Raw genomic sequence first — 24,775 nt, 5'->3', positions numbered from 1 at the left:
GAATACAGCAATTCCAGGTCAAATTGCTCGGGGCCGCGTTTATTGCCAGTTTTGCAGCAGGGAGCGCGCCTCGGCATCACCCTTGGCCTCAAGGGCGCGGGCGTGTTCTTTCAGCGTGTCCAGTGCCGCCTTGGCCTGAGGCTGGCCCTTTTGCAGGGCCTGATCGTACCAGCGCTTGGCCTGCGTGAGGTCGGCGGGGATGCTGCCGCGCGGCAGGGTGCTGGCCGGGTCGTAAAACTGACCCACGAGGAACATGGCTTCGGCGTCGCCTTTCTGCGCCGCGTCTTCCAGCAGCAAAAATGCGGCGTCGCTTTCCTCGGGCTTGGCATCGGCCTTGCGCAAGGGCTTTGCCATGGCAAGGCTTACGTCGGGCAATGCCTGCCCGCGCAACTGTTCGCGCGCCGAGGCCAGGGGAGAAAGCGGCTGCTTGGCGGCATCCGTACCTTGCGGTCCGGCGTCTGCGGGCTTGGGCTGGGCCTGATCAGCGCTTTGGGGCTTGTTCGCATTCTGCGTCTGCTCAGGAGGCGTAGGCAGGGGGGCTTTTTCCGGCTCGCGCAGCAGGAACCACCACGCGGCAACGCCTGCGGCAATGGCTGCAAGCACCAGCAGGACCAAAAGGCCGGCCTTGCTGCCGGATTTGCCTTCTTCCTTGCTTGCCATTTCAAGTGGGGCTTCCTGCTGCTGGGGCGCTTGCGGCTCCTCAAAAGCCAGAGGCGGCTCCGGCGATTCCAGCACTGGTTCCGGCTCCGGTTCGGGAGCGGGCGGCGCGACAGGCGGGGGAGTTTGCGGAGCGCCAGCGCCCATGCCATGCCCGCCCGCAATGTTGGAATATACGAGCGATTTTACGGCAAGGGCGCAGCTGCCCACGCCGCGCAGGCTGATACGGTAGGCATCGAGGTTGTCCACCTCGTCCACCACCGCAGGGCCAACGGCCAGCCGCAGGCTGCCTCCGTCATTATCCCAGGCATCGGGGGTGAGCAGGGTTTCGCTCTCCTGCCAGCCACGGGGGCCAAGGCATTTGCCGTCAGATGCCCGCAGCAGTGTAAAGCCGGGTTCGCTCACATCGCCTGCGTCAAATATCTCGATGATTCCGTTGCCGGGGCCGCGCCCGGTATCGGCTGAAATGCTGGCGCGCATGGTTTATTATCCTTTGAAGGCCTGCAAAAGTTCGCGCAGGCGGTTGTTCTGTTCAGGGTTGACGCTCTGCTGACCGTCAAAATCCACATTGGCCATAACGCTGTAGGCCATGGCGCGCAGCCAGTCGGTATACCACAGGCGGTCATAGGGCGATTCTTCCTCGCCGATGCGGGGTTCGCCCCTGATTTCCTGCGGCGGATTAAAGAGAGGTACGCTTTTGCCGCCAAAAACAACGGTGCGCCGCGTCTGATCCTTGAAGCGTGGGTCAAAGCCCCACCAGTCCACAAAGGCGTTGATGGCATCCGCAGCAAGGCTCACCTGCTTCCACATGAGTCGTTCGCGGGCCATGTTGCTGAATGCCGAAGAACGGCGCAGCTCAGCCTCCAGATTTTCGCGCAGCTTGCAGCGCGCTGCGGCCTGCACAAGCTCATGGCAGAACTGGTCAAGTTCCTTGGCGGGCAGGCCAAGCTGGCCCCTGACTTCCACATCGTTGCAGAGGTCGCGCAGCCGACCTGTCCAGTGATCCATGACCATTCCGGCAAAAACCTGGGCGCTGTCCTTTGCTTCCGCATCGGCGGCGTCTGCCGCTGGCGCGGACACGGGAGCGTCGTCGCCAAAGATGTCGCCAAGAATGTCGTTGGCGGAAACACGCGCTCCCACAACCTGGGCAGGCGCTGCTGTCTGGCCTTCATCCGGGCTTTGGCGGGCGTTGAGGCATATTTCGTAGAGGTCAAAATCGCGCACCTGAAGGCGGCGCAAAAATTCGCCGAAGAGCTGCTTTTCCGCAACCTTGGCCATCTGCGAAACCAGCAGGCGCGAGAGCTGCTCCTTTTGCCTGCGCAGTTCTTCCCTGTCGTCCGTGCGGTAGAAGGGCGCAAGCCCGGTGCGCAGACGCTCGCATTTTTCGGCAAGGCTGCCGCTGATCTGCTGCCGCTTGAGTTCGGGATTGCACAGGGGCCGCAGGCTCTGGCGCAGCAGGCCAACGCCGCCGTCGTTGAGCGTCATGGCAGCCTGCCAGGCCCGTTCCGGGTCAGCCACATGCTTTTGCACCAGTGGCGATTGCATAAAGGACTGACGCACTTCTTCCACAAAGGCCTGTTGTTCCTGCCGGATGCCGGTTTCACGCCTGTCGGCGTAATCGAAAATGGCTTCGCACAAGAAGTTGGGATTGCGCAGCAAAAAGACATTATTGAAGGGGTGCGTGCCGTCCCAGTTTTGCGGCCAGTCGTGCACCTGGCCGAAAAAGTTCACCAGCGAGGATTCCAGCCGGGTTGTCCAGCGGGTTTCCACAGAGGGCGATCCGGCCTTTTTTTCAAACTCCATGTCCATCTTGGTGAGCACAAAAAAGAGCGCTGGCGCTTTGCTGGCGCGCATTTCCGGCGTTTCGCCGTGGGTGGAGCATATCCATTCATACACGGCCTGCGGCAGATCCTGCACTTCCTGGGTGCTGGGTCCGATGCAGAGCAGCATGCTGGTGAGCTCTTTTTCTTCGCGGTAGCGCTCAAAAAGATAGGCCACCTTGCCGCGCAAAAAGAGTTCCTTGAGCATGTCCTTACGGCTGTCCAGCGCAGCGCGCAGATCGCTGAACTTGTAGCGCGCGCGGTATCCGGGAAAGTCCAGCAGGTCGGTGTGGTCAAAGAAATCGTCCGGCTTTTCACGCATGTAGATGGTGATTTCGGCCGTGAGGGCCGTCACCAGGGCGCGCGGCAGGTCAGCCTTGCGGCCCTCAGCGCCCACAAGGGTCAGCATGTCTGTGGGCGGTTCGTTGAGGCCCTGCAACCGCGCCACGTCAATAATGCTGTTGCTGCGGGGTATGAGCGCGTCAATGGCGCAGCATGCCTCGGCAGCGTTGCCGAGCTGGCGCAAGGCCGCGCCAAGCTGAATATACACTGCCTGAAATTCCGGCACGCTGTCCCAGATCAGGCCCACAAGGCGGGCGCGGTCTTCCAGCTCCAGACGGGGGGCCAGTTCCATGGCCCGCACCCAGTAACCGTTCTGGAGCATCTGCACTCTGGGGCGCGAAATGAAGTTTTTATTCACATAATCGCGCAGCTCTTCCACATCGTCCAAACTCATGCCGCCGGGCACGGGCGCAGACTGGGCGCGGCCTTGCAGGCTCTCCAGCTCCTTGGCGAGAGCCTCGGCATTGGGTGCGTCCTTGTGGTCGCAGTCCGCATAGTACGTATTGGCGAGCACACGGGCCACGTCAGTTTCCGAAAGCAGACGCAGGCGGATGGGGTAGGCCTCGGTAACGCCCTCGGGCGGCGTGGTGGTAAAACGCGTAACCAGCCCCGTGGATTCCTTGCCGCCCTCTGGGTTGATATCCTTGATGAAGTTGAAGGTCTGACCGCAAAAATCGGCCAGAAGCACCTTGTCCGCATCGCTGGCAAGGGCCGAGATAAGGTAGGACTTGCCCGATTGGCTGGGGCCAAACACACCAACGCACATCTTGCGGCGGGCCGCCTGCTCGCACTTGCCGAAAAAGCGGGCCGCATGGCGCAGATCCTTTTGCAGGGCCGCACGCTCGTTGCCCACAAGCTCGGCATTGGCCTGAAGCCATGCCCCTGCGGAACGGGAAGTTTCCGCCAGTTCGCGGCAGTGCCGCGCTAAATCCATATCCTGCTGCTGCATAACCATCCTCAATTATCCGGCGTCGGTGACAATGCCCGTATCCAGCCAGTAGCCTTCGTCCAGTTTCAGGGTTTGCAGGCGGATTTCAAGATCGCGGCGGTCAACGCTACGCTCCTGGCAATCCACGATGGAATCAATGCGGAACTCGCCCTCGCTGCGGCGATCCTTGTCCGTCTCGCTGCGGATATCTTCCTCATCCAGGGCATCGGCAACGCTCAGGCTGACCTCAACCCGGTAGGGCAGTCGGCCCGAAGCACGGGAGCGGGCTTCCTCCGTGGCAAAGGTCAGCAGATGGTAGCGGGTGGTGGGCCAGCGTTCGGCATCCAGCTGTCTGTAGCCGATGGAAAGCGGCCCGCTGAAGGCCACGGCCCGGGTTTTGTCCGTACCGTCCTTGCTGTCCACATCCACGGTAAACCAGACCTTGGGGCGCTTGAGCTGGCTGTTTATGTCCATCTCGCCGATATAGCGCGCGGTGGACGTAAGCTTGAGCGCGCCGGAATCAAAGGAAAAGCCTTCCAGATGCCCATCGGCCAGCGCACAGAGGATGGCCCCCACCACAACCGTGGTTTTGGGGTCGGTGATGCGGCCCTGCGCATCGGCAAAGGGATACCACGAGCCTGCGTGATAGCGCCGCATGGGAATGATCCTGTCTGGCGGCACGGGCAGCTTGGCAAGCACTGTGGCGATAACGCCGTTCCACGAACTGGGCCGCCCGGTGAGCAGCAGCACATCGCAATCGTACATGTGCACCACTTCGCACAGGGCGGAAAGCGTCGAACCAAGCGTGCTGCGGATGGTTTCTTCCACAGCGGCCTGATTGACGCTGATGGGCACATCAAGAACGTTAAAGTTCTGGATGAAGGATGCGGAGCGCCGCACCATTGCCTTAACATCCCGCAGTGTTGCAGGCTGAGGCCGTGGCGCAAGTGCTGCCGGGCTGAAGCGGGGCGAATCCGCTGCGGGCTTTGCCGCAGATGGTGCGGCGTCCGCCGCCGTATCTGCAGCATCAGCCGTTTCTTCACTGCCCACAGGGTCAGGCTCAAAAAAGTCGCCCAGCGTACAGTTAAAGATACTACCGCGCAGATCGGGATTTTCGCAGGTTGCCAGCAGCCCGAGGGCAACGGGCACGGCAATCTGCCGCACCAGCCGCACACGGGTATTGCGGTCTTCCTGTGACATGCCGATGGAATCGCGCCCAAAAAGCTGCCCCAGAAGCGACCTCGGCTCTGCAAGCCCTTCGCGCGCCAGCGCCTGACCAATGGCCGGGATCACATGGTTGGCCACCACCTCGCGCAGCACTTCATCGCCCGCGATATTAAAGCCGTCCCTGAATTCCGTATGCGGCTTGATGCGCGCGGTGTCGCCCTCGCCGCTGGCAAGCTCAAAGGTGGTGATGGAAAGGTCGGTTGTGCCGCCGCCAATATCAATGGAAGCCATACGGATGCACGGATGGTTGCCGCAGGCCTCGCGCGGTTTGCCCATGAGGCGGAACAGATGGTGCGCGTCGCCGTGCTGTTTGACGGCAAGCTCGTTGTAGAGCAGCACAAGCTGCGAGCAACTGGCTTCGTCCCAGTCGCAGCGCACCTGCGGGCTTTGGCGGTAATCGCCCGTGAGGCTACGGGTTTGCAGGCGGGGCGCATACCACTGGCTCCAGCCAAGGGCGTCCCACACCACGCGCACGGCCCACGTGACCCAGCGGCGAAAAATGCGCTTCTCCGCAACGGGCATGGCCGTAGGCACCGTAAAGATGAGCCTTCTGAGCCTGCGGGGCAGGTTGGGCAGTTCACGGCGTGCGCGCGTGGCTGGCGAATTGATGGTCACAAGGGCTTGGGTCAGAATTTCGCCCAGCATGAAGAGCATGAGCGACGAGCGCGTAAACAGCGATTCAAAAATCGGCTCAGGCTGCTGTTTTTGCAGGGCAGGGCTCTTTTTGAACATGGGGTCGTCAAAGCACGAAAGCGGCGTGCCCTGCGGGTTCAACTGGCGCGGAAACAGCCCACGGCTGACCATGGGTTCAGACTTGCCGCCAGTGTTGTAGCGCCAGCTCTGCTGCCAGGGGCGCTCGTCCCAGAGGTAACGCTTGGGGCTGGACATGCCTGTCGTGCCCTCGGCGCACACGGCCTGCGTGGCAAGGCGGGCGGCTTCCGGCCCGATGCGCACGGCAGAAGGCCAGGCAAAGGCCGGAGTCTGGCGGCCCGAGCGGCGCGAAAGCGCATCGTTGCCAAAGGCCGCATCCACAAATTCCACACGCGTTTCAAAGGGGTCGGAATAGATGTGTTCCGGCTGGCTCAGGTCGCGCAGTTCAAGCAGGTAGCTGTCGTTGAGGTTGGTGATGCGCTGGGGCAGGGTTTCCACCAAGATGCCCGTGGTGCGTGAATTGCCGATATCCAGCACCAGATCAACATCCACAGGTGTGTCGCGGTCGGGATTGATGACCTGAGCCGCCAGATCGTTGAGCGCAAGGCGCACAACGTCAAGCCATGTGAGGTAGGAGGCCAGATGCTCCAGCACGTAGGGGTAACCATCGTGCCATGCGCCACGCCCCCGGTGTTGCGACTGCTTCCACGCATCGTAGAGGCCGTGGAGCCATTCATCCACCCAGGCCGCGTTGAGAAACCACGAATTGTCGCGCACAAGGTGAGCCAGCATAAAATGCCCGTGGGCCGTCACATCCTGCGGAGAAAGCGCATGGTACTGCTCGCCCTGAGCGGGGCGGTCTTCCACATTTGTGTCAAACATGAGCACCACGCGGAGCTGGCCGGGGTGCCTTTCTGACCGCATGACCCGCGCCCGCGCCCAGTTGGAGGGGCCACATTCAAAGCGCTTGCCGCCGTCCGGCCAGGGCTGGTCGAGCGTGCGCAAAAAGGGAATGGGCAGCCAGTGCCCTTCCCAGGCATCCAGCGCGCGCCGGGCTTCGATGCTGTAGTCTTCATCGCAGGGCAGCCCGCTCAACTGGTCGATAAAGCCGTTTTCCGTTTCTGTCAGGCAGCGCAAATAGTGGGTGTAGCGCGTCTGCTCGTCGGATTCTTTCTTTTTTTCTTCGCGAAAATACCGCCGCAGTCGTTTGACGGCATCTTCGGGCATGGAGAAATCAAGAAACTGCGGGCAGCCGCCGGGAATAATGCTGACCGGCGAAAGGTAACGGGGTATGACATCCATCATTATTTCCTTTTGAAACGGGCGTCCCACTTGAGATTGGCCCCGCCAAGCTCTTTGCCCTTGCACTGGGTGGTGTTTTCCTGTCCGGTACATTCAACCTTTTGCGGAACATAGGTGCCGCCACGCGGGCAACGGGCCTGACTGGAATCAAACTGCAACTGGTTGCCCTGAAAGCGCGCCGAAGCCGAACCGCTGCACACCTGACCGTTTCGCTCGCGCACAAGACGGCGGCCCTTGCCGCTCTTGTCAAAGCAGTATTCTGCAATGATCGGCTCGTTGGAGGGGTGCGAATACAGGCCGGTTTCGCTTGTCCAGCAGCCCTCAAGGAAGCTCAGGTCGTTCTTTTTGGCCGCGTCTTCGGGAATGGCAAGGTTGTCATTCTTTTTGGGCGCGGGCTTGGGCGGCTCCTGCGATTTGGGTTCTTCCTTGGGCAGGGGCTTGGGTTCCTGTTTGGGTTCAGGCTTTGGCTTGGGCTTGGGAGCTTCCGCCACCTTGGGCGGCTCCACGGGCGTTTCGCCAAGGAAGGGCTCCACCACTTCCGGGTCGGCCTTGGGTTCTTCCTTCTTTTCCTCAACCTTGGGGGGCGTTGGCGTTACCGGAGGCGCAACAGGCTTGCACAGGGCCGCACGCTCCTGCAACTGACGCCACAGGAGGGCAAGCTGATCTTCGTTGGCGGCGGCCTTTTGCTTTTCGGCCTCCAGAGCGCTGCGGTCAACAGGCATGCAGCCCGAAGGCAGGGGAGAAGGCAAAAGCCCCAGCGCCGCGCCCAAAAGCCAGAGCAGGAGCAGCAAGAGCAGGAGAGGCAGCAGCCACGACAGGCACCCGCTGCGGGGAGGCACTGCCACGGGGACAGCAGCCACAGGCGCAGGCGGCGGGGGAGGCGGTAGCGCACCGCCAAGCCGGGTGAGGTCCTGTGGTTGCGCGCCAACACTGCCGGGGGCAAAACCCCAGTTAATGAGAACGGGGCGGCCATCCACAGACCAGATATCTTTGTCCTCCGGGTGTTGCAGGGCAAGCCGCAGCAACTGGCCTGAAAGGGCCTGCCGCGCCTGCGCGTCTGCTGTGAGATCGCTGGACAATCCGGCAATATCAGAGGCCAACGTGCCCGCACGGGCGCGCAGGGCCTGCGCATCCTGCTCCGAAAGTTCCGCAAGGGGAACCGCCGGGCCATTGCCTTCGGCATACCAGTCAACGCTGTTGCCCTCGGCATTGTGCTGTGGCTCGGCGAGCAGGGCGGCATGATCCGGCCCGAGCTTTTGCAGCAGGATAGATTTCAACTGTTCATAGCAGTCGGTGGCAAAGATGCCCTGACTGGCAAGCGCACGCATCTGACCGCGCAAACTGACCGCAATGCGGGTACTCATGGCTTGCCTCCGGCGGATTCACTGCTCTGGGCCATGGTGACGGGAACGCCCGCCGAGCGCAAAAACGCTGCCAGGCTTGTGCTGACAATGGCGAGGCTGGATTGCCTGTAGGAAGCATCGTCCAATTTGATAAAGGTGTTGATGCCCACCACATCACCCTTGTCGTTGACAAGCGGCCCGCCGCTGTTGCCCTGCGAAACTGTGGCCGTGTGCACAATAAGCGGTGGCTTGCGCTCAAGAATAACGCTCACAACGCCCTCGGTATACACCACTTCGGGCGCAGCGGCTTCATCGCCCTTGAGCAGGGCCGCAAATTTGGGATCGTCAGTGGTGACGGCGCCGGGGAAGCCCCACGCGCTCACGCGTTCGGTCCGGCTCACGCCCGGCGCGAACTTGAGCGGCACAACACCCGATGCGCCGTTAACGCCAAGCACGGCAAAATCCTGTCCGTTGTCGTGGGTTACCTGACGTACGCTTGCCTCAAAGGGTCTGCCCAGGGCTTTGTTCACAACGACCGCCTGAGTGGCATTACCCACCACATGGGCATTGGTAACCACGTAGCCCGGGGCCACAAAAAAGCCGGACCCCATGGAAAGGCCCTCTTCCCGCATGGCAAGCACAAGCACTGTGCCCTGTTCCATCAGCTCGGAAACATTCTTGGGCGTCTGCTGTTGCATGGGCGCGGGCGGCACCTGCGTTTTGGCGTCTGCCGTGGGCGGCAGGGTGGCTGCATCCGCGCGGGCAGAGTCTGGATTCGCAGCGCCAGAGCCTGAACCCAAAGGAGGCCACATGACACCCGCAGGCGGGGTGATGAGTCCAAGCCCCTGCTTAACTTCGCAAGGCTCCTTGGCAAGCAGGGCGCGCAATTGCTGCATGAATGTTTCAAGCGCCGCGTTGTGCTCGCGCCACTGCTCCGTTTGAGCGGCAACGGCAGCCTTGGAAGCCTCGGCCTGCTGCCATTCTTTCCAGAACAGCCATGCGGCCAGCAGCAAAAGCCCCAGAAACAACAGCACACCCCAGAAAAGAGGGCGGCGATACCAGGGCAGGACAACCGCAGCAGCAGGCGCGGTACCTTCGGCAGGCGCGGCGCTTGACGGTGTTTCAGGCGGTACGGGGTGTTGGCTTTCGTTCATCTATGGCTCCGCGCGGTATATGCGGCGCAGTAAAAAGCCGCGCAACCGCCATAAAAATAGCGGCTGCGCGGCAACAGAGTTATCCCAGCAGGTTATTGACGGTTTCTTCGTAGCTGGACATCCGCGCGTTCACATCGCGGCGCGTGGTTTCAAGATCTTCGCGCGAAGATTTCCACTCAGCTGCCTGTGCGGCAACATTGTTCTGCTCCGGCGTGCGCGAGGCGCTGGCCGCAGGTGTGCTCTTGGGCTGCGCAGCTGCACCCTTTTTGAACTTGGTAGCGCCAGAACTGGACGACGAAGTCGCAGCAGTGGTGGGCTGCGCCGAAGTGTAAGGTTCGGCCAGAGCCTGCTGATACTCGCCGTCCTTCTTGGCCATGGTGGTGGCGGTATCATTCAGGATAAACGAGGTTTCCTCAAGGCCGCTGCGGATTTCATTATACCTGTCCTGAAATTCCATGCGGGTGATCTGCCCGGCCTTGAACTGCCCGGCGGCAAGCTTGAACTGTTCGTCATAGCACTTGGCCGCAACCTTGGCTGCTGCGGTGGAGCGGTTCATGCTGGCAGCCTCGCTGCCAAGCTGCTGGCTGTACTGGTGCAGATATGCGGCGTCGCGATCCTGAGCTTTGGACTTGCCGTAGACGTTGCCCGCCACAGCGCCCGCAGCGCCGCCCGCCACAGCGCCCGCAACAGCGCCGCTGGCCTTGCCTGTGGCAAGACCGCCAATAAGCGCGCCAAGCAGAGCGCCGCCAACAGCGCCAGCGGCAGTGCTTTTACCCGTGCTGTTTTCGTCCTGCCGCAACTGGTTAACAGGCTGATAGCACTGCGGATAATAATTGACCTTGGTTTTCTGGTCGCCATATTTGCTGGTGCAGCCCGAGATCAACAATCCTGCAGCAAGAAAAAGGCACAAGGGTATGCTGGCAAGCCTTTGCATAAAAACCGTCTCCTCAATAAGGGTTGAGTCTACGAGCGCCACGGCATGTCTGCCCAGAGCTCCCGGCAATCCGCACAGAATACTGGAGCGGATAGAACTGTTCACTCGCGATAATGTACCCTGAACATTTTGAATTTACTTCAAAGCGCTGTGACTCGGCAAGCCCTATTGCCCAGCCGGAGCATCAAGCATGCACAAGATTGTCATGCCAATGCGGATCAGGGGGCAGAACGTTTATGTTTTTCATTGCTGCGCGCGCCAGCCATGCAACAAAAGATGCAAAAAAGCCGCCGATCTTTCGACCGACGGCCCGACTGTGTGCTGCAAACAAGTTCTATGCCTTGATGGAGCGGGAAATGAACTCAAGAACATCTTCGTACAGCGTGGGCATCGCATAGGGGGTCAGCACCCGTGTACGGTTGGAACCGACCATGAGGGAAATGATCACCTGGGCGGTGCTTTTGCTGTCGACCTTCACAATGCTGCCGTCTTCCACGCCCTTGGCAATAACGCGCTCAAGTTCGCTGTGCACCTGCGAAAACATGGAATCCATAATATCGCGGTCGGTCTTGGTTTTCATGTCGCTGTAAGGCGAGCAGCGCACAAGTACCAGCCAGTTGGAATCCTTGTCGATTGAAAAATCAAGGTACGCCCTGCAAAAACGCATGACGCCATCGTAACCACAGGTGGCTTCGGCGGTGGCTGCGCGCAGCCTTACGAGAAAGCGTTCCAGAACATCAAGCCCCGAGGCAAGAAACAGCTTTTCCTTGTTGCCATAGTGGTGGGTCAGCAACCCGAGGGCAACACCAGCTTTATCGGATATTTTTTTGAATGTGGTTTCCACATACCCGCATTCGCCAAAAAGTTCTTTGGCGGCCTGAAGCAACGCTTCTTTCTTGTTTTTGTTCATCACGGCTTTTGCTGGGTTAGAGTGAGGCATAAGGTTTTTCCTTGCGTTGACCCCATTACACATAAAACCCGTAAAGTCAAGGTATGCGTGGGGTTATTGCTTGTTCTCGTGAGCAAAAAGGCAGTAAACTGTTTGCCTGCCCAACGCGGATTTTTATAAAAACCCGCACCCCAAAACGCCTTTACGGCAAGTTTGTACCGCCCTAAGGCAAACATTTTAATGTGAAAATACTCAGAGGGTATTATGTCGCTGCCACGGGCAGCGCCCATTATCCCTCTTTGGATTTTCTGGTGCGTCTAAAGGCATTCTGCGCGTAATCGCCCAGACGCTCTAACCTGCGGTCAACCATGTCGTACAGGCTGTTTTTCGTAAATCCGCCCTGTTTCAGTCTGCGACCGATTGAAAGACCAGTCAAGAGGGCGAGGGCTTCTTCGATGCGCCGCACAGGATAAATAGAGAACTGGCCTTTCTCAACCGCTTCAATAACATTGGGCGCGAGCATGAGGTGATCCACGTTGTCAAAGGGCATGATGACCCCTTGCGTGCCCGTAAGCCCCTGGCTGGCGCAAACATTATAAAAGCCCTCGATCTTGCGGGTAACGCCGCCCACAGCCATGATCTGCCCCGTCTGGCTCACCGCTCCGGTAAAGGCCAGATCAAGGCGCACCGGCACATCGGCAAGGGCCGAGAGCAGGGCGGCAAGTTCCGCGCCAGAAGCGCTGTCACCCTCGATTCCTGCGTAGCTCTGCTCAAAATAGAGCGAGCCGGAGAGCACCAGGGGCTTTTTGCGCGCAAAAAGATCCGTGAGGTAGCTCTTCAGGATCATCATGGCCTTGGTGTGGATGGGGCCACCCAGCTCGGCCTCGCGTTCAAGGTCGATGATGCCCTCATGCCCCACGCCCACGGTACATGAAATCCTGTGCGGCAGACCAAATTCAAAATCGCCGTGCCACGTGACGGAAAGACCGTTAACCTGACCAATGGCCTGACCCGAGGTCTGCACCTTGATCATGTTGCGGTCGTATTCTTCCATATAGATCTCTTCCACCAGGTTGGCCCGGTAGAGGCGCGCCGCGTGAGCTTCTTCCAGCACGGGCGCAGTGACCACATCCTGCTTGCGCATGCGGGCCAAGGCCGAGGCCTCGATCATCAGCTCGCGCAGTTCGGGGAAGCGTAGCGAAAGGCGGCGCTGGTCTTCGCAGATGTGCGACCCGAGGTCGATGAGCCATGCCAAGGCCGTGCGGTCAAAACAGGGGAGTTCTGTTTCCTTGATGATGGTGGCAATGTGCCCGAGGTAGGCGCGCACATTGGCGGCATTGCGCTCTGTGGTGTCGGCCATGTGGGCCTTGATGCGGAAGAGCTTTGAGAACCTGTCGTCATTGACAAGCAGACCTTCATACAATTCTTCATCACCGATCAGCACAACCTTGAGGTTCAGGGGCAGCGGCTCGGGATTGATGCCCTTGGTGCGGATGGGCGTATCCGGGCCTTCGCCGGAATCTTCAATGCGAACCATGTTGGAGCGCAGGGCGCGCAACAGGCCTTCCCAGGCATTGGGATGTTGCAGAAGATCCTCAATGTGCAACACCAGAAAACCACCGTTGGCCTTGTGGATGCTGCCCGCGCGGATAAGGGTGAAATCCGTGACCAGCGCGCCCATTTCAGATTCGCGCTCCACGCAGCCGAGCAGGTTCACAGCGGTGGGGTGATCTTCCACAATGATGGGGGCGCCATCAAGCTCGCTGTTGTCCACCAGCAGGTTGACCTCGTAGCGGTAGAGCACAGCCTCCACCGGCGCGCCGTGCGGGTCGCCCAGTGCCCCGCCGTCCCTTTGCAGAAAGGCATCGGTGTTTTTAAGGATGTCTTCGCGCAGGGCCGTAAAGTAGCCATCAAGCCCCTTGACCGGGCAGGCCTTGAGCATGCGCTGTTCAATGGGGTTGAAGAAGGTGGTCAGCACCTGAGTCATGGCTTCGCGTTCCAGGCCGCGCTCGTCGTCCTGGAAGCTTTCTTCCGCCTTGTTCAGCTGCCGCATATAGCCCGACATGGCCTGCACGAGGTTGTCGCCCCGGCTTTTAAGGCTGAGACGCAGGGTTGTGTCGAGCCTGTCGAACTCTTCCTCGCTCAGGCGCTTGCCTTCCACCAGCGGATACAGGGTCAGGCCGCCGCTCTCGTCCATATCAAGGTTGAATCCCTTGTCTACGGCAACGGAATTCATCTTGCGCAGCAGGCCCATGCGGGCGTTCTGGAAGTTGTCCACAATCTTGGCGCGGCGCTTTACGTAGGTGCTGGCCTCAAAACGGCGGGGCAGCTCCTCACGTATATGCTCGATCAATTCCTTAAGGTTCTGCTTTAGCTTTTTCCCCATGCCTGTGGGCAGGGCAAAAAGGCAGGGCCGGTCAGGATCGGAAAAATTATGCACGTATACCAGATCGTCAGGTGTCTGAGCCTTTTTGGCCTGAGGCCCAAGGTAGCTCAGCAACATGTGGCTGCGGCCAAGATCGGCCTCGCCTGACAGGTAGATGTTGTAGCCCTGATTCTTGATTTGCAGGGCAAGGTCCAGCGCCTGCATGGCACGGGGCTGGAATGGATTCTGGCGTCCGTTGCGCGGCAGCGGGATATCCTTGCTCGTTTCCCAGGGAATACGGGCGGGATCTAACGTGGCGTGCAGGCGTGACGCGGGCAGGGGAGCGATGGTTGGCATAGGAAATCGTTATTGTTGGTAAAGTTTTTCCAGAATGGCGCGGCCGCCTCTGGCAAGAAGTGTTTCTGCAAGTTCAAGCCCCACCTGACGGGCCTTGGAGGTGTGGCCCCGCTGCGCCTCGCGCAGAATCAGGCTGCCATCGACCTCTGCCACCAAGCCTTCGAGTACGAAGGTCTCGTCATTTTCAAGGCGGGCATGCCCGGCAATGGGCACCTGACACCCACCCTCAAGCCCGGCAAGGAAGCCTCGTTCGGCTTCAACGCATACACGGGTGGGGGTGTCTTCGATCTCAGCAAGCAGGGCAAACAGATCGTAATCGTCTTCACGACATTCAATGCCGATGGCGCCCTGGCCCACGGCGGGCAGAAATGTCTGCGGATCAAGGGCGTGCATGCAGGGCGCGCTCAAGCCAAGGCGGTTCATACCTGCGGATGCAAGAATAATGGCGTCATACACGCCTTCACGCAGTTTGCGCAGGCGCGTATCCACATTGCCGCGCAGGCTTTCAATGCGCAGGTCAGGGCGCAGGGCCAGCAACTGGGCCTGACGCCGCAGGCTGCTGGTGCCAACGCATGCGCCCTGGGGCAGGGCCGCAAGGTCGGCATACTTGCACGAAAGCATGCAGTCTGTAGGCGCTTCGCGCTTGGGGATGCACCCCAATATGAGCCCGTCGGGCAGCTCCATGGGCACGTCCTTGATGCTGTGCACGGCAAGGTCGGCCCGGTTATCAAGCAGGGCTTCTTCAATTTCTTTTACAAAAAGGCCCTTGCCGCCCACTTGGGCCAGGGGAACATCCTGAATGATGTCTCCCTTGGTCTTGATGATGACAAGGTCAACGGCCAGTTCCGGGTCAAGCGACTGCAAACGGCTTTTAACGTGTTCTGCCTGCCAGAGGGCCAACTGACTGCCACGGGTAGCGATAACTAGGGATTTACGCATGCCTGCCGCCTAATGTCCGCAGCTTGCGCAGTTGCCGCCAGAACATCCGGCGCAGCCGCCGCCACCGCCGGTCGAAGCCGCGTAATCGCCGCCTTCTGCGCCATTTTTGCGCCGGGCGCAGCAGGACATGAGCTTCTGGGTATCGTTGGAGCCGCAATACGGGCAAGTGGGCGGGGTTTCGTCAAACACCAGTTCTTCAAAATCCCGACCGCATTTCTGGCAAGAATACTCGTAGATGGGCATGGTCAAACCTCGGTTGTGTGTCGCCCTTGCAAATAGGGGGTCAGTGCGACAGCATTTTCAAAAAGATAATAATCCGTCAGCCGGCAAAACAGGTGCCCGGCTGCAAGGTGCAGTTCCTGAACCAGCGCGGGTTCAGCCTGCGGTGCTTCAAGCACCATGTCGCTGTACAGGGCCATTTCGCTGCCGTGCCCGCACAGGCACACGGCAAACTGCCCGCCGCGACGTGCCGCCTCAAGGGCGGCGATAATATTGGCGCTGCTGCCAGTGGAAAAAATCGCCACCAGCATGTCGCCTGGCCGCCCCAGGGCTTCAATCTGGCGCGAAAATACCTGGCTGAAATCAAGGTCGCTGCCAATGGCCGTCAACGAAGTCGCATCGGCAGACAGCGCCAGAGCGGGCAGGGCGGGCCTGTCCATAAAAAATCTGTTCACAAACTCGGCTGCCATGTGCTGGGCCAGTGCAGCGCTGCCGCCATTGCCGCAGAGCAGTATTTTGCCGCCGCCCGCAAGGCACCTGGCCGCGCGCAAGGCCGCCTGACGAAGAAAATCCGCCTGCGAGCGAAAAAAATCTTCGCGCAGGCGCGCGCCTTCGCTGGCATGCTGTTCAATAATATCAAGGGCTGTATCGTGCATGGCGCTCACAATTGCCGAAACGTGACATGGAAGCCTTCTTATTTAAGGCAAAGCCCTGCAACTGACAAGCGCCCACAGGCTTGCGGTAACAGACTTGATAACGTAACTTGCGCAGGTATGCAAAACGCAACAAGCCGACACATACTTCTGGTTTACAAGGCCCGGCACGAAAAGGCTGCGGCTCTTGCCCAAGAAGCCGCCCAGTGGCTGCGCCAAAAGGGGCATGACGTTACGGGTGTGATCTGTGCAGGCACGGACACCCCGGCCTACGCAGCGACGCCCCTTGACTTTGTGGTTGTTTTTGGCGGCGACGGCACCATGCTCGGCGTGGCCCGCCGCCTTGTGGGGCGCAACGTGCCTGTGCTGGGCATCAATTTTGGCCGGATCGGTTTTTTAACCGATGCCCAGCCGGAGCAGTGGCGCGAAAAACTCGAAGAATCCCTCACCGACATGGAGCCCGTGCGCTCCTGTATGGCCTTGCAGTGGACGCTCACCCGCAAGGGCCAGCAGATTGCCAGCGGCTGCGCGGTCAACGATGTTGTTCTGAGCCGGGGGTCTTTGTCGCGGCTTGTATTGTTTGATGTCTATATTGCCGGCGAGCGCCTTGGCTCGCTGCGCGGCGATGGGATGATCATTGCCACGCCCGTGGGCAGCTCGGGCTACAGCGTTTCCGCTGGCGGCTCGCTGCTGCATCCTTCTATGGAAGCCGTGGCCATCACGCCCATCTGTCCATTCCTCAATACTATTTCGCCCATGGTGTTCCCCGGTGATACCGAGTGCCGGTTCCAGATTTTGCAGGGTTCCACAGATTGCTACCTTACTGTCGATGGGCAGGAAGGGCAACAGCTGGAGCTGGGCGACACCGTGACCGTCAACGGTCTGCCCGATGCCGTGCATTTTCTTGGCAAGGGAACAACTTTCTTTGAGCGTTTGCGTTCGCGCGGCTTTGCCCTGCAAGGCACTGAATGCATCAGGTGCGGGGAAAACGCATGAGCAACGCGATTTCTGTTAATTCGGTTCGCGAGTTTCATTTTGGGGAGAGTGTCCGCTTTGACGCATGGCTTTACAGCATGCTGATGGACAACAACATCGCCTATGGCATGAACCCCGACATTGTGGCCAGCCAGGAACAGATGGCCTTTATGGTCAGCCTTGCGCGCGACCAGGTGTATTTGCCCTGTTCTGACGACACGTTCAAACTGTTGTGCCAGCAGACCGCTCCCGAAGAACTTCGCCGCCAGTATAACCGCTCCTGGCGTATCATCATGCGGCTCGTGCGCTCCTTTACGCCCGAAGGCCAGAAACGCAGGCGTATTTTGCAGTTTTGCCGCTTCCGCTTCAATCAGTATGTTGCCCAGCATACCCTGATTCCTTCGCGGCTGGTCAAGCGCATGACCGATCTTGTGCTCGCCCAGGGCAACCAGCTGGACGACCCCTGGCGGCAATTGCGCAGAATTTCCACCAAACGCCAGCTTGAAATGCTGGATGAAGCCCCGGTGCGCGACAATCTTGCCGCAGTGCCTGCTGATGCCGTGGCGGCCAATTCCATCGCCTCTGTCAGGCGCATGCTCAACTACGTGGAACTTTCGCGCCTGCTGTGCCTTTCGGCCATGTCCCGCCCGTGGGTGGACACGCCGCCAGATGCCGAAACAGTGCGTAAGGCCATGGATACCGCGCGCGAAACCTGCGCCCACTTGCGGCACTATTTTGAGGCCAGCGCGGTCAGATCCGGCACGGTGCTCTTTTTGTGCGACGCTGACGGCGGCGTTGTGTTTGACCTGGCTGTTGCCAACAGCCTTATTCGCATGGGGCATAAGGTCATATTTGCGGTCAAATCAGGCTTTTTCTTTTATTCGCCCACATTGGAAGACATGGAGATTGACCCCTCCATCCGGCAGATGATCGGCGGCGGCACTGTGCAACACGAGCCGCGCATGAGCAAGAACGAGCTGTTGCGCCACCTGCGCGAATACCGCCTCATGGTTATTGGTGATGGAACGCGGGAACGGCTCAATCTATACAGGGTCTCGGTGACGTTCTCCCGCGCGTGGAAGGAGGCCGACCTTATTCTGGGCAAGGGCTGGCGCGTGGCCGATGTGCTCATGGGCAGCAGCCACCAGTATACCCGGGATGTAGTCTGCTACTGGCAGGATGATCAGGGCTTTCACATCAAACTGCGCCAGCATGCCGAGAGAGCCCATAAATTCAGCGAGAACGACATTGCCGCCCAGTCGGCAAGCATCATCGCAGGCATGCGCGAGGCCCGCATGCAGGGCCGTACGGTCATGTTTTACAGTTGCGTGATCGGCAGCATCCCCGGCGAGACTGGTACCGCTACCGAGATCGTGCGCGCCTTTGTAGACAATCTGCGTAAAAAAATGGATAATATCCTGATAATTAATCCTGCCGAGCATTTTATTGAAGGCATGGACGGCGACGACCTCATGTATATGTGGGAGCAGGTGCAGCGCAGCGGCTTTATTGATGTGTGGCGGTTTCAGACCGTTGAGGACATTGAGGAAAGCTTTGCCCTGCTTGGTCGCAAGGTGCCGCCGCAATGGTCGGGCAAGGATTCCACCTTTTCCACCGGCTGCACCAAGGAAATGCGTATCGCGCTGGACGTGCAGGCCAAAAACAGGGAAATGCAGATCATCGGCCCCGACCCGCAGCGGTTTTTCCGCAGGGGAGAGTACGGTGTGGGCAAATATTTCGACGCCAGCATCCCCCATTGATGCTTTTGCGTCAAAATGGGCGGCGCAAGCCGCCGGATGCCAGGTTTAGCGGGCGCTTATGCGCAAAGCGGCGCTTTTGCCGCGCAACTACGGGGTGAACCCCGTTGAGGGAGTAATCTGATCTATGGCCGCCTATGAAGCCGTGATTGGCCTTGAAGTGCATGTGCAACTTGCCACGGCCTCCAAACTGTTCTGTTCCTGCCCCACGACCTTTGGGCAGCCCGCCAACGCCAATGTTTGCGAGGTGTGCTCCGGCATGCCCGGCGCTTTGCCCGTGCCCAACCGCCAGGCTGTCCACTTTGCGGCTCTGGTCGGCCTCGCCACCAATTGCGCCATAAATACGCGTTCCATTTTTGCCCGCAAAAACTATTTCTATCCTGATCTGCCCTCCGGGTATCAGATTTCGCAGTTCGAGCTCCCCATCTGCGAACACGGGCATCTTGAAGTGGACGTGGACGGGCGGCGCAAGCGCGTGGGTATTACGCGTATCCACATGGAAAACGATGCTGGCAAAAACATTCATGCGCAGGGAGAAAACCTGAGCTATGTGGACCTCAACCGCGCGGGCACGCCTCTGGTTGAAATAGTTTCCGAGCCGGATATGCGTTCCGCCGCCGAGGCTGTGGCCTATCTCAAGGCTCTGTACAACATCGTGACCTATCTTGGCGTGTGCGATGGCAACATGGAAGAGGGCAGCTTCAGGTGCGATGCCAACGTCTCGTTGCGCCCTGTGGGAACCGAACCCTTCGGCACCCGCACCGAGCTGAAAAACCTCAACTCCTTCCGCAATGTGCAGCGCGCCATTGAGTACGAAATTGCCCGCCAGCAGGATGTGCTGGACGATGGCGACAAGGTCGTGCAGGAAACCCGCCTGTATGATGCCGTCAAGAACACCACTGCCTCCATGCGGAGCAAGGAAGAAGCGCACGATTACCGGTACTTCCCCGACCCGGACATTCTGCCCATAGATATTACGGAAGAAGAAATGACCCGCTGGCGCGCCGAAATGCCGGAGCTGCCCCAGGTTCGTGTGGCCCGTTTTGTGGCTATGGCGGGACTGCCCGAATCCGAGGCAGAAGTGCTGGTGCAGAGCAAGGGGCTGGCCGACTTTTTTGAAGCTGCCGCCGCCAAGGCCGACCCCAAGAAGGTTGCCAACTTTGTGCTTGGGCCGCTGCTGCGTGAATGCAACGCCCGTGGGCTTTCTGCCGCTGACCCCTCCGCCTGGGCCATGAAGCCCGAGGCTCTGGCCGAACTGGTACGCCTGGTTGACGGCGGCACCATCAGCGCCAAGATCGCCAATGATATTTTTGGCGACATCTTTGAGCAGGGCGTCATGCCTGAAGCCTACGTGAAGGAAAAAGGCCTTGTGCAGATTTCCGACACTTCGGCGCTCGAAGCCGCTGTGGATGAAGTCATTGCGGCCAATCCCGCTGAGGTGGAGGCCTATCGCGGCGGCAAAACCAAGTTGATCAGCTTCTTTGTGGGGCAGATCATGCGCGCCACCAAGGGCAAGGCCAATCCTGCTCTGGTAAACGAACTGCTTGCCAAAAAGCTGTAAACTCTCGTCAGTAAATAAACGCCCAAGCGGGGATTTCGGTCATGCCGGAGTCCCCGCTTTTTGTACTGTTCAAGACAGGTTGCATTTTGGATTTTAAACGCATAATGGGCCTCGCGGCCCCTTTATGCGCTGACAGCATCAGCACAGCATATGCGTAAAAACTAGACGCTCAGGTTCAGGCCCGAAAGCATGGAAAGGCTGCTGTTGGAATAGCTGCCGAAAGAACTTGTGGCATTGCCAGAGCCGGACCACCATGCGGCCATGGATTCCACCTCTATGCGCTTGCGCAGGTCAGAGGGCGAAACCTGCAATGACTTGCGCGCATCATCAAGGCCGGAGAGAGCCTGAATCTGGCCGAACTTTTTGACCAGTGCGGGATTGTTGTCAAAGAACTTCTGCACAGCTGCCTTGGTGGCGGCATCGCTGCTTTCAACCACAATGCTGCCATCGGACTTTGTTTGCAGGGTAAATTTTGCATCGCTGCTCACAGCAAGGCTGCTCATGCCGCTGTTCAGCGTCTGACCGAGTTTGGAATTGTCCAGCACTGCCTGAATGGCGGCCTTATTGGCACTGTCCGTACTGCTGGCAGCGGTCAGCTTGCCGCTGCTGTCAACGGTCATTGCCACGGAAGTGCTGGAGCTGACGCCTGCAGCGGTTAGGGCCGTGCGCAGATCCTTGCCAATAGTCGTATTGCTCTTAAGCCAGTTCTGCACATTGGTCTGGTCTGTGGCATTGGCGCTGGTTGCAGTGAGGGAGCCGTCCGCACCTAAAGTGAATGTGACACTTGAAGGGTCAGTGACCCCAAGCTTGGACAGGCCATCCTTGACGGCGGTGTTGAACTCATTATTCAACTGCTCGCGATACTTGGTAATCTGGCTAAATGTAACGCGGCTGCCGCTTTCAAGGCCCATGGCGTCCATGGCGTACTTTGTAAGCTCCACCATGCTGGAAAGCTGGCTGGTTATGCTGTTGCCGCTGAGCATCTGGCTCAACGAACTTGAAGAACTTTTGGAACCCGAAGACGATGAGCTGCCGGAAGTGGAGGTACTCAGCTTCTGGTTCTGCCACTGGTACAGCCCGCTTGTATAGCTGTTTACGCCCGATACGTTGCTCATGATCACTCCTCGGCAGTTTTTGCCCGATCTTGGGGCTTGGGGGTGCCGTATTGTTCACATATGCATATTCCAGGCCAGCTCTATTTTACAGGTGAGGTCAGGCTGGGTCGGCCCGCCCATTAAAAATATACAGGTTCCGAATCCAGTAATGGACAGGCTAACTGAAATAGGCTAGAGAGCGGCTATGGCAGTACATTCCTCCATGCTTGAGACCGTCGAATTCGACGATCCCGCCTTAGCCAATCAGCTATTTGGCCCTCACAATGCGCATCTTGAGCTGTTGGCCGCAGCCAGCGGAGCCTCCATAGGCAGCCGTGGCGCCAGCATTCTTATTGAAAGCCCAGACATGAACACCCGGCAGGTGCTGTGCAATGTTTTTGTGCAGTTGTACGAGCTGCTGCGCGGCGGATTGTCGCTGAGCCAGCAGGATATCGCCCGCAGTTACGAGATGCTGCGCGCGGATCCCGGCCTGAATCTGGAAAAGATTTTCAAGGATGCCGTTTTCGTCAACACCCCGCGCAAAACGGTCACTGCCCGCAATGTTGCCCAGCGCACCTACCTTGATCTGCTGCGGCGCAATGAGCTTGTTTTTGCGGTTGGCCCGGCAGGTACGGGCAAAACCTATCTTGCTGTCGCCATGGCGCTTTCCATGTTTCAGCAGCACAAGGTCAAGCGCATTGTGCTGACGCGCCCAGCGGTGGAGGCGGGTGAACGCCTTGGCTTTTTGCCCGGCGATCTGGCCGACAAGGTCAATCCCTATCTTCGCCCGCTCTATGACGCCCTGCACGACATGATGCCCCAGCCCAAGGTGGCGTCCATGCTTGAAGTGGGTTCCATTGAAGTTGCGCCCCTGGCCTTCATGCGCGGGCGCACCCTTAACGATGCCTTTATTATTCTTGACGAAGCGCAGAACACCACGCAGGAACAGATGAAGATGTTCCTTACCCGCATGGGCTTTGGCTCGCGCATGGTTGTAACGGGCGACACCACCCAGATCGACCTGCCCTTGCAGCCCGGCGGTCAGCGTCCGCGCTCGGGCCTTATCCACGCGCTGAATATTCTTGCCAAAGTTCCAACCATCGCAGTGCATCACTTCACCAAGGCCGACGTAGTGCGGCATCCCTTGGTGGGAGCAATCGTAAACGCCTATGATAATGCAGAAAAAAGCGGCACGTCCAGCTAGCATCCTCGCACTCTTTCGCATGTTGCGGGCCCGCCACCATTGTGGCCTGGGGCTTTCGGTACTTGTGCTCACCCTGCTTTTCATCAGCCTGCTTGCAGGGGCCAATTTTGAAGCCGTGCCCCGCGTGTACGTTGCCGGGCAAGTGGCGGATTCTGATGTCATTGCCGACCGCGACATCCTTGTTGAAGACGTGCAGGCCACCAAGGCCCGGCGCAAGCAGGTGCAGCTTCTGCAACCGCCTGTCTATGATCTGAGTCTTGAGCCCTTTACGGCCTTTCAGAACCGTATTGTGGAGATCATGCGCAGCCTGAACAACGGCATTGATTATCATGTTGGGGTCGAAGGCCCGCTGCACAGGCTGGTGGAAGAACTGACACCCACAGTTGCAGACGAAATTTTGCCGGAACTCGCCCAGCCCGAGGCGCAGACGTATCTGCTCAAGGTGCTGCTGCCCCAGATTCGCGACCATATGGCAGAAGGCCTTGTGGGCGACATACGCTCGGCAAGGGTTGACCGCTCTGGCGTTATTGTGCGCAATCTGGATACGAATACAGAAATACTGCGCCCGGACGTGGTCAATCTGCCCGATGTGCAATCGTATCTGGCGGAAATTTCTGCCCAGATACGGCAGGTTTCCACGTTGAACCCGCAGTCGCGGCGCGCCATCAATATCCTGCTTTCCGCAACCATGCCTTCCTCGTTGACGCTGAACCGGGAATCGACCCAAAAGCGCAGCTCTGCCGTCATGTCCATGGTTGAACCCGTGTATTATCAGATACAGAAGGGCGAAATCGTGTTGCGCAAGGGCGAGAGGGTCAGCCGCGAGCAGCAGATCAAGCTGCAAACGCTTTATAAATCCGCTTCTGACCCCATGCACTGGGACATAGCCGCTGGCGCTTTTTTGTGCTCGCTGGTGCTTTCCATCGGCTTTTTTGTTGCCCCCAGCGGCAAACCCGGCACCCCCCTTCGCTGCAAAGACATGCTGCTCATTTCCTTGCTTCTGCTGCTTTTCAGCGCCGGGGCAAAGGCTGTGTATGTGCTTGGCATGCGCATCGACAGCCATTCGTTCATCAATACGCTGGCCGTGGGCTACCCTGTGGCAGGCGCAGTGGGGCTGGTCGCCATGGTTTTTGCGGCCCGGCGCTACTGCACCATGGCCCTGTTGATCTCGTTTTTTACCATGCTCATGTTTCAGGCGCAGTTTTCGCTGTTCCTGCTCCATTTCCTTGGCGGCATGCTGGCCACATGGCTTGTGACCAACGCCCAGAGCCGACAGGATGTGGTGTGGAGCATTGTGCCGCTGACCATCGGTCAGTCCATCATCTGGTTTGGCGCAACCCTGCTGGCCCAAAGCGCCCCAGGCGTCATGCCCACGCAGTTGCTGGCTGTGTTTATCAACAGCGTGCTCTCGCTCATTCTGCTCTTTGCCGTGAGCCCCGTGCTTGAAATCAGCTTTGGCTACAGCACGCGCTTCCGCCTCATGGAACTTATGAGCCTTGAGCAACCCCTCATGCAGGAGCTTATGGTAACTGTGCCCGGCACCTACCATCACTCCCTTGTGGTCGCCAACATGGTTGAAGCCGGGGCCAAGGCCATCGGTGCCAACAGCCTGCTGTGCAAGGTGGCGGCCCTGTATCATGACGTGGGCAAGCTCTCGTATCCCGAATATTTCATCGAAAACCAGTTTGGCGGGCCCAACAAGCACGACAAGCTGGCCCCGTCCATGAGTGCGCTCATCCTGCTTTCGCATGTCAAAAAAGGCACGGAACTGGCCGAGCGGTACAAGCTCGGGCAGGATATTGCCGACATTATCAGTCAGCACCACGGCACACGACTCATACGCTTTTTCTACCAGAAGGCCCTGAACCAGGGCGAAAAGCCGCGTGAATCCGATTTCAGCTATGTGGGGCCGCGCCCGCAAACCAAGGAAGCCGCCATCCTCATGCTGGCAGACTCCGTTGAGGCATCCAGCCGCACGCTCAACGATCCTACGCCCGCGCGCATCAAGTCGCACATTGACACCATCATCAAGGGCATTTTCTCGGAAGGGCAGTTGGACGAATCGGAGCTGACCTTTAAGGATCTGCACTTCCTGAGCGAAAACTTCCAGCGCATTCTGACGGGTATTTTCCATCAGCGCATTGCCTATCCTGACGCCAGAATCAATGACGCCGCCCGTGCTGAAAACAAGCCCAACGGCAAAAACGGCTCTGCCCCCTCAACACATGGCGCAACGGCCCTTACCCCCACGGGGCATGGCAAACCGTGCGGCGACAAGCCTTGCAACGGAGACAAACCCGTTGCGGCGCAATCGCCTGAAGTGAAAGCTCTGACGAGTCAGCCTGAGAGCGCCAAACAGGCTGGCATACCTGCCATCCCTGAAGAAAAGGGGCAGGCATAGGTA

The 24,775-nt window shown here is 59.1% G+C and carries 17 protein-coding genes; 5 read left to right on the top strand and 12 right to left on the bottom strand.

Annotated features, from left to right (window positions below; genetic code table 11):
* Nucleotides 1-39: 39 nt before the first annotated feature.
* The 11 genes from ACUZ79_RS09950 to ACUZ79_RS09900 form a co-directional block, all read right to left on the bottom strand.
* Nucleotides 40-1,137 (bottom strand): sel1 repeat family protein, encoded by a 1,098-nt coding sequence (locus ACUZ79_RS09950; protein ID WP_449251486.1) that lies wholly within the window; start codon nt 1,135-1,137, stop codon nt 40-42.
* 6 nt (nt 1,138-1,143) lie between these two features.
* Complete coding sequence (locus ACUZ79_RS09945; RefSeq protein WP_449251485.1) at nt 1,144-3,753, bottom strand: virulence factor SrfC family protein; 2,610 nt, start codon at nt 3,751-3,753, stop codon at nt 1,144-1,146.
* Nucleotides 3,754-3,780: 27 nt separating this feature from the next.
* Nucleotides 3,781-6,927, bottom strand: coding sequence for a virulence factor SrfB (locus tag ACUZ79_RS09940; protein WP_449251484.1), 3,147 nt, complete (start codon nt 6,925-6,927; stop codon nt 3,781-3,783).
* 2 nt (nt 6,928-6,929) lie between these two features.
* The gene (locus tag ACUZ79_RS09935; protein WP_449251483.1) at nt 6,930-8,291 is read right to left on the bottom strand and encodes an SrfA family protein; all 1,362 of its coding nucleotides are present in this window, start codon (nt 8,289-8,291) and stop codon (nt 6,930-6,932) included.
* Complete coding sequence (locus ACUZ79_RS09930) at nt 8,288-9,424, bottom strand: S1C family serine protease (protein ID WP_449251482.1); 1,137 nt, start codon at nt 9,422-9,424, stop codon at nt 8,288-8,290. Before ACUZ79_RS09930 ends, ACUZ79_RS09935 begins: the two co-directional genes overlap by 4 nt.
* A 79-nt stretch (nt 9,425-9,503) precedes the next feature.
* On the bottom strand, nt 9,504-10,400 hold the full coding sequence (locus tag ACUZ79_RS09925) for a hypothetical protein (protein ID WP_240824298.1): 897 nt from the start codon (nt 10,398-10,400) through the stop codon (nt 9,504-9,506).
* A gap of 292 nt (nt 10,401-10,692) precedes the next feature.
* Complete coding sequence (locus tag ACUZ79_RS09920; RefSeq protein WP_233483897.1) at nt 10,693-11,268, bottom strand: TetR/AcrR family transcriptional regulator; 576 nt, start codon at nt 11,266-11,268, stop codon at nt 10,693-10,695.
* Nucleotides 11,269-11,536: 268 nt separating this feature from the next.
* A complete protein-coding gene (locus ACUZ79_RS09915; RefSeq protein WP_449251481.1) occupies nt 11,537-13,969 on the bottom strand; it encodes a Lon protease family protein in 2,433 nt (810 codons plus the stop codon).
* A gap of 9 nt (nt 13,970-13,978) precedes the next feature.
* Entirely contained in the window at nt 13,979-14,908 is a 930-nt protein-coding gene (gene hemC, locus ACUZ79_RS09910) for a hydroxymethylbilane synthase (protein ID WP_449251480.1), read from the bottom strand.
* A gap of 9 nt (nt 14,909-14,917) precedes the next feature.
* Entirely contained in the window at nt 14,918-15,151 is a 234-nt protein-coding gene (locus tag ACUZ79_RS09905) for an FmdB family zinc ribbon protein (protein WP_227118335.1), read from the bottom strand.
* A gap of 2 nt (nt 15,152-15,153) precedes the next feature.
* Nucleotides 15,154-15,783: an SIS domain-containing protein gene (locus tag ACUZ79_RS09900; protein ID WP_240824302.1), complete on the bottom strand. Its 630-nt coding sequence runs from the start codon at nt 15,781-15,783 to the stop codon at nt 15,154-15,156.
* Nucleotides 15,784-15,900: 117 nt separating this feature from the next.
* Here ACUZ79_RS09900 and ACUZ79_RS09895 point away from each other — a divergent pair, with 117 nt between their 5' ends.
* From ACUZ79_RS09895 to gatB, 3 genes are all read left to right on the top strand, one after another.
* Nucleotides 15,901-16,776: an NAD(+)/NADH kinase gene (locus ACUZ79_RS09895; protein WP_449251479.1), complete on the top strand. Its 876-nt coding sequence runs from the start codon at nt 15,901-15,903 to the stop codon at nt 16,774-16,776.
* Complete coding sequence (locus ACUZ79_RS09890) at nt 16,773-18,515, top strand: ARMT1-like domain-containing protein (RefSeq protein WP_449251478.1); 1,743 nt, start codon at nt 16,773-16,775, stop codon at nt 18,513-18,515. Before ACUZ79_RS09895 ends, ACUZ79_RS09890 begins: the two co-directional genes overlap by 4 nt.
* A 124-nt stretch (nt 18,516-18,639) precedes the next feature.
* Nucleotides 18,640-20,073 (top strand): Asp-tRNA(Asn)/Glu-tRNA(Gln) amidotransferase subunit GatB, encoded by a 1,434-nt coding sequence (gene gatB / locus ACUZ79_RS09885; RefSeq protein ID WP_240824305.1) that lies wholly within the window; start codon nt 18,640-18,642, stop codon nt 20,071-20,073.
* A gap of 161 nt (nt 20,074-20,234) precedes the next feature.
* Here the strand turns inward: gatB and ACUZ79_RS09880 are convergent, their stop codons facing one another.
* Entirely contained in the window at nt 20,235-21,188 is a 954-nt protein-coding gene (locus ACUZ79_RS09880; protein WP_449251477.1) for a hypothetical protein, read from the bottom strand.
* A gap of 184 nt (nt 21,189-21,372) precedes the next feature.
* Here ACUZ79_RS09880 and ACUZ79_RS09875 point away from each other — a divergent pair, with 184 nt between their 5' ends.
* Nucleotides 21,373-22,371 (top strand): PhoH family protein, encoded by a 999-nt coding sequence (locus ACUZ79_RS09875; RefSeq protein WP_240824307.1) that lies wholly within the window; start codon nt 21,373-21,375, stop codon nt 22,369-22,371.
* Nucleotides 22,337-24,772, top strand: coding sequence for an HD family phosphohydrolase (locus tag ACUZ79_RS09870; RefSeq protein WP_449251476.1), 2,436 nt, complete (start codon nt 22,337-22,339; stop codon nt 24,770-24,772). Before ACUZ79_RS09875 ends, ACUZ79_RS09870 begins: the two co-directional genes overlap by 35 nt.
* The last annotated feature ends 3 nt before the right edge of the window (nt 24,773-24,775 follow it).

The sequence above is a fragment of the Desulfovibrio faecalis genome (genome assembly GCF_053570625.1).
The sequence above is the reverse complement of the archived record's forward strand: the minus strand, read 5'-3'. Positions and strand labels throughout refer to the sequence as shown.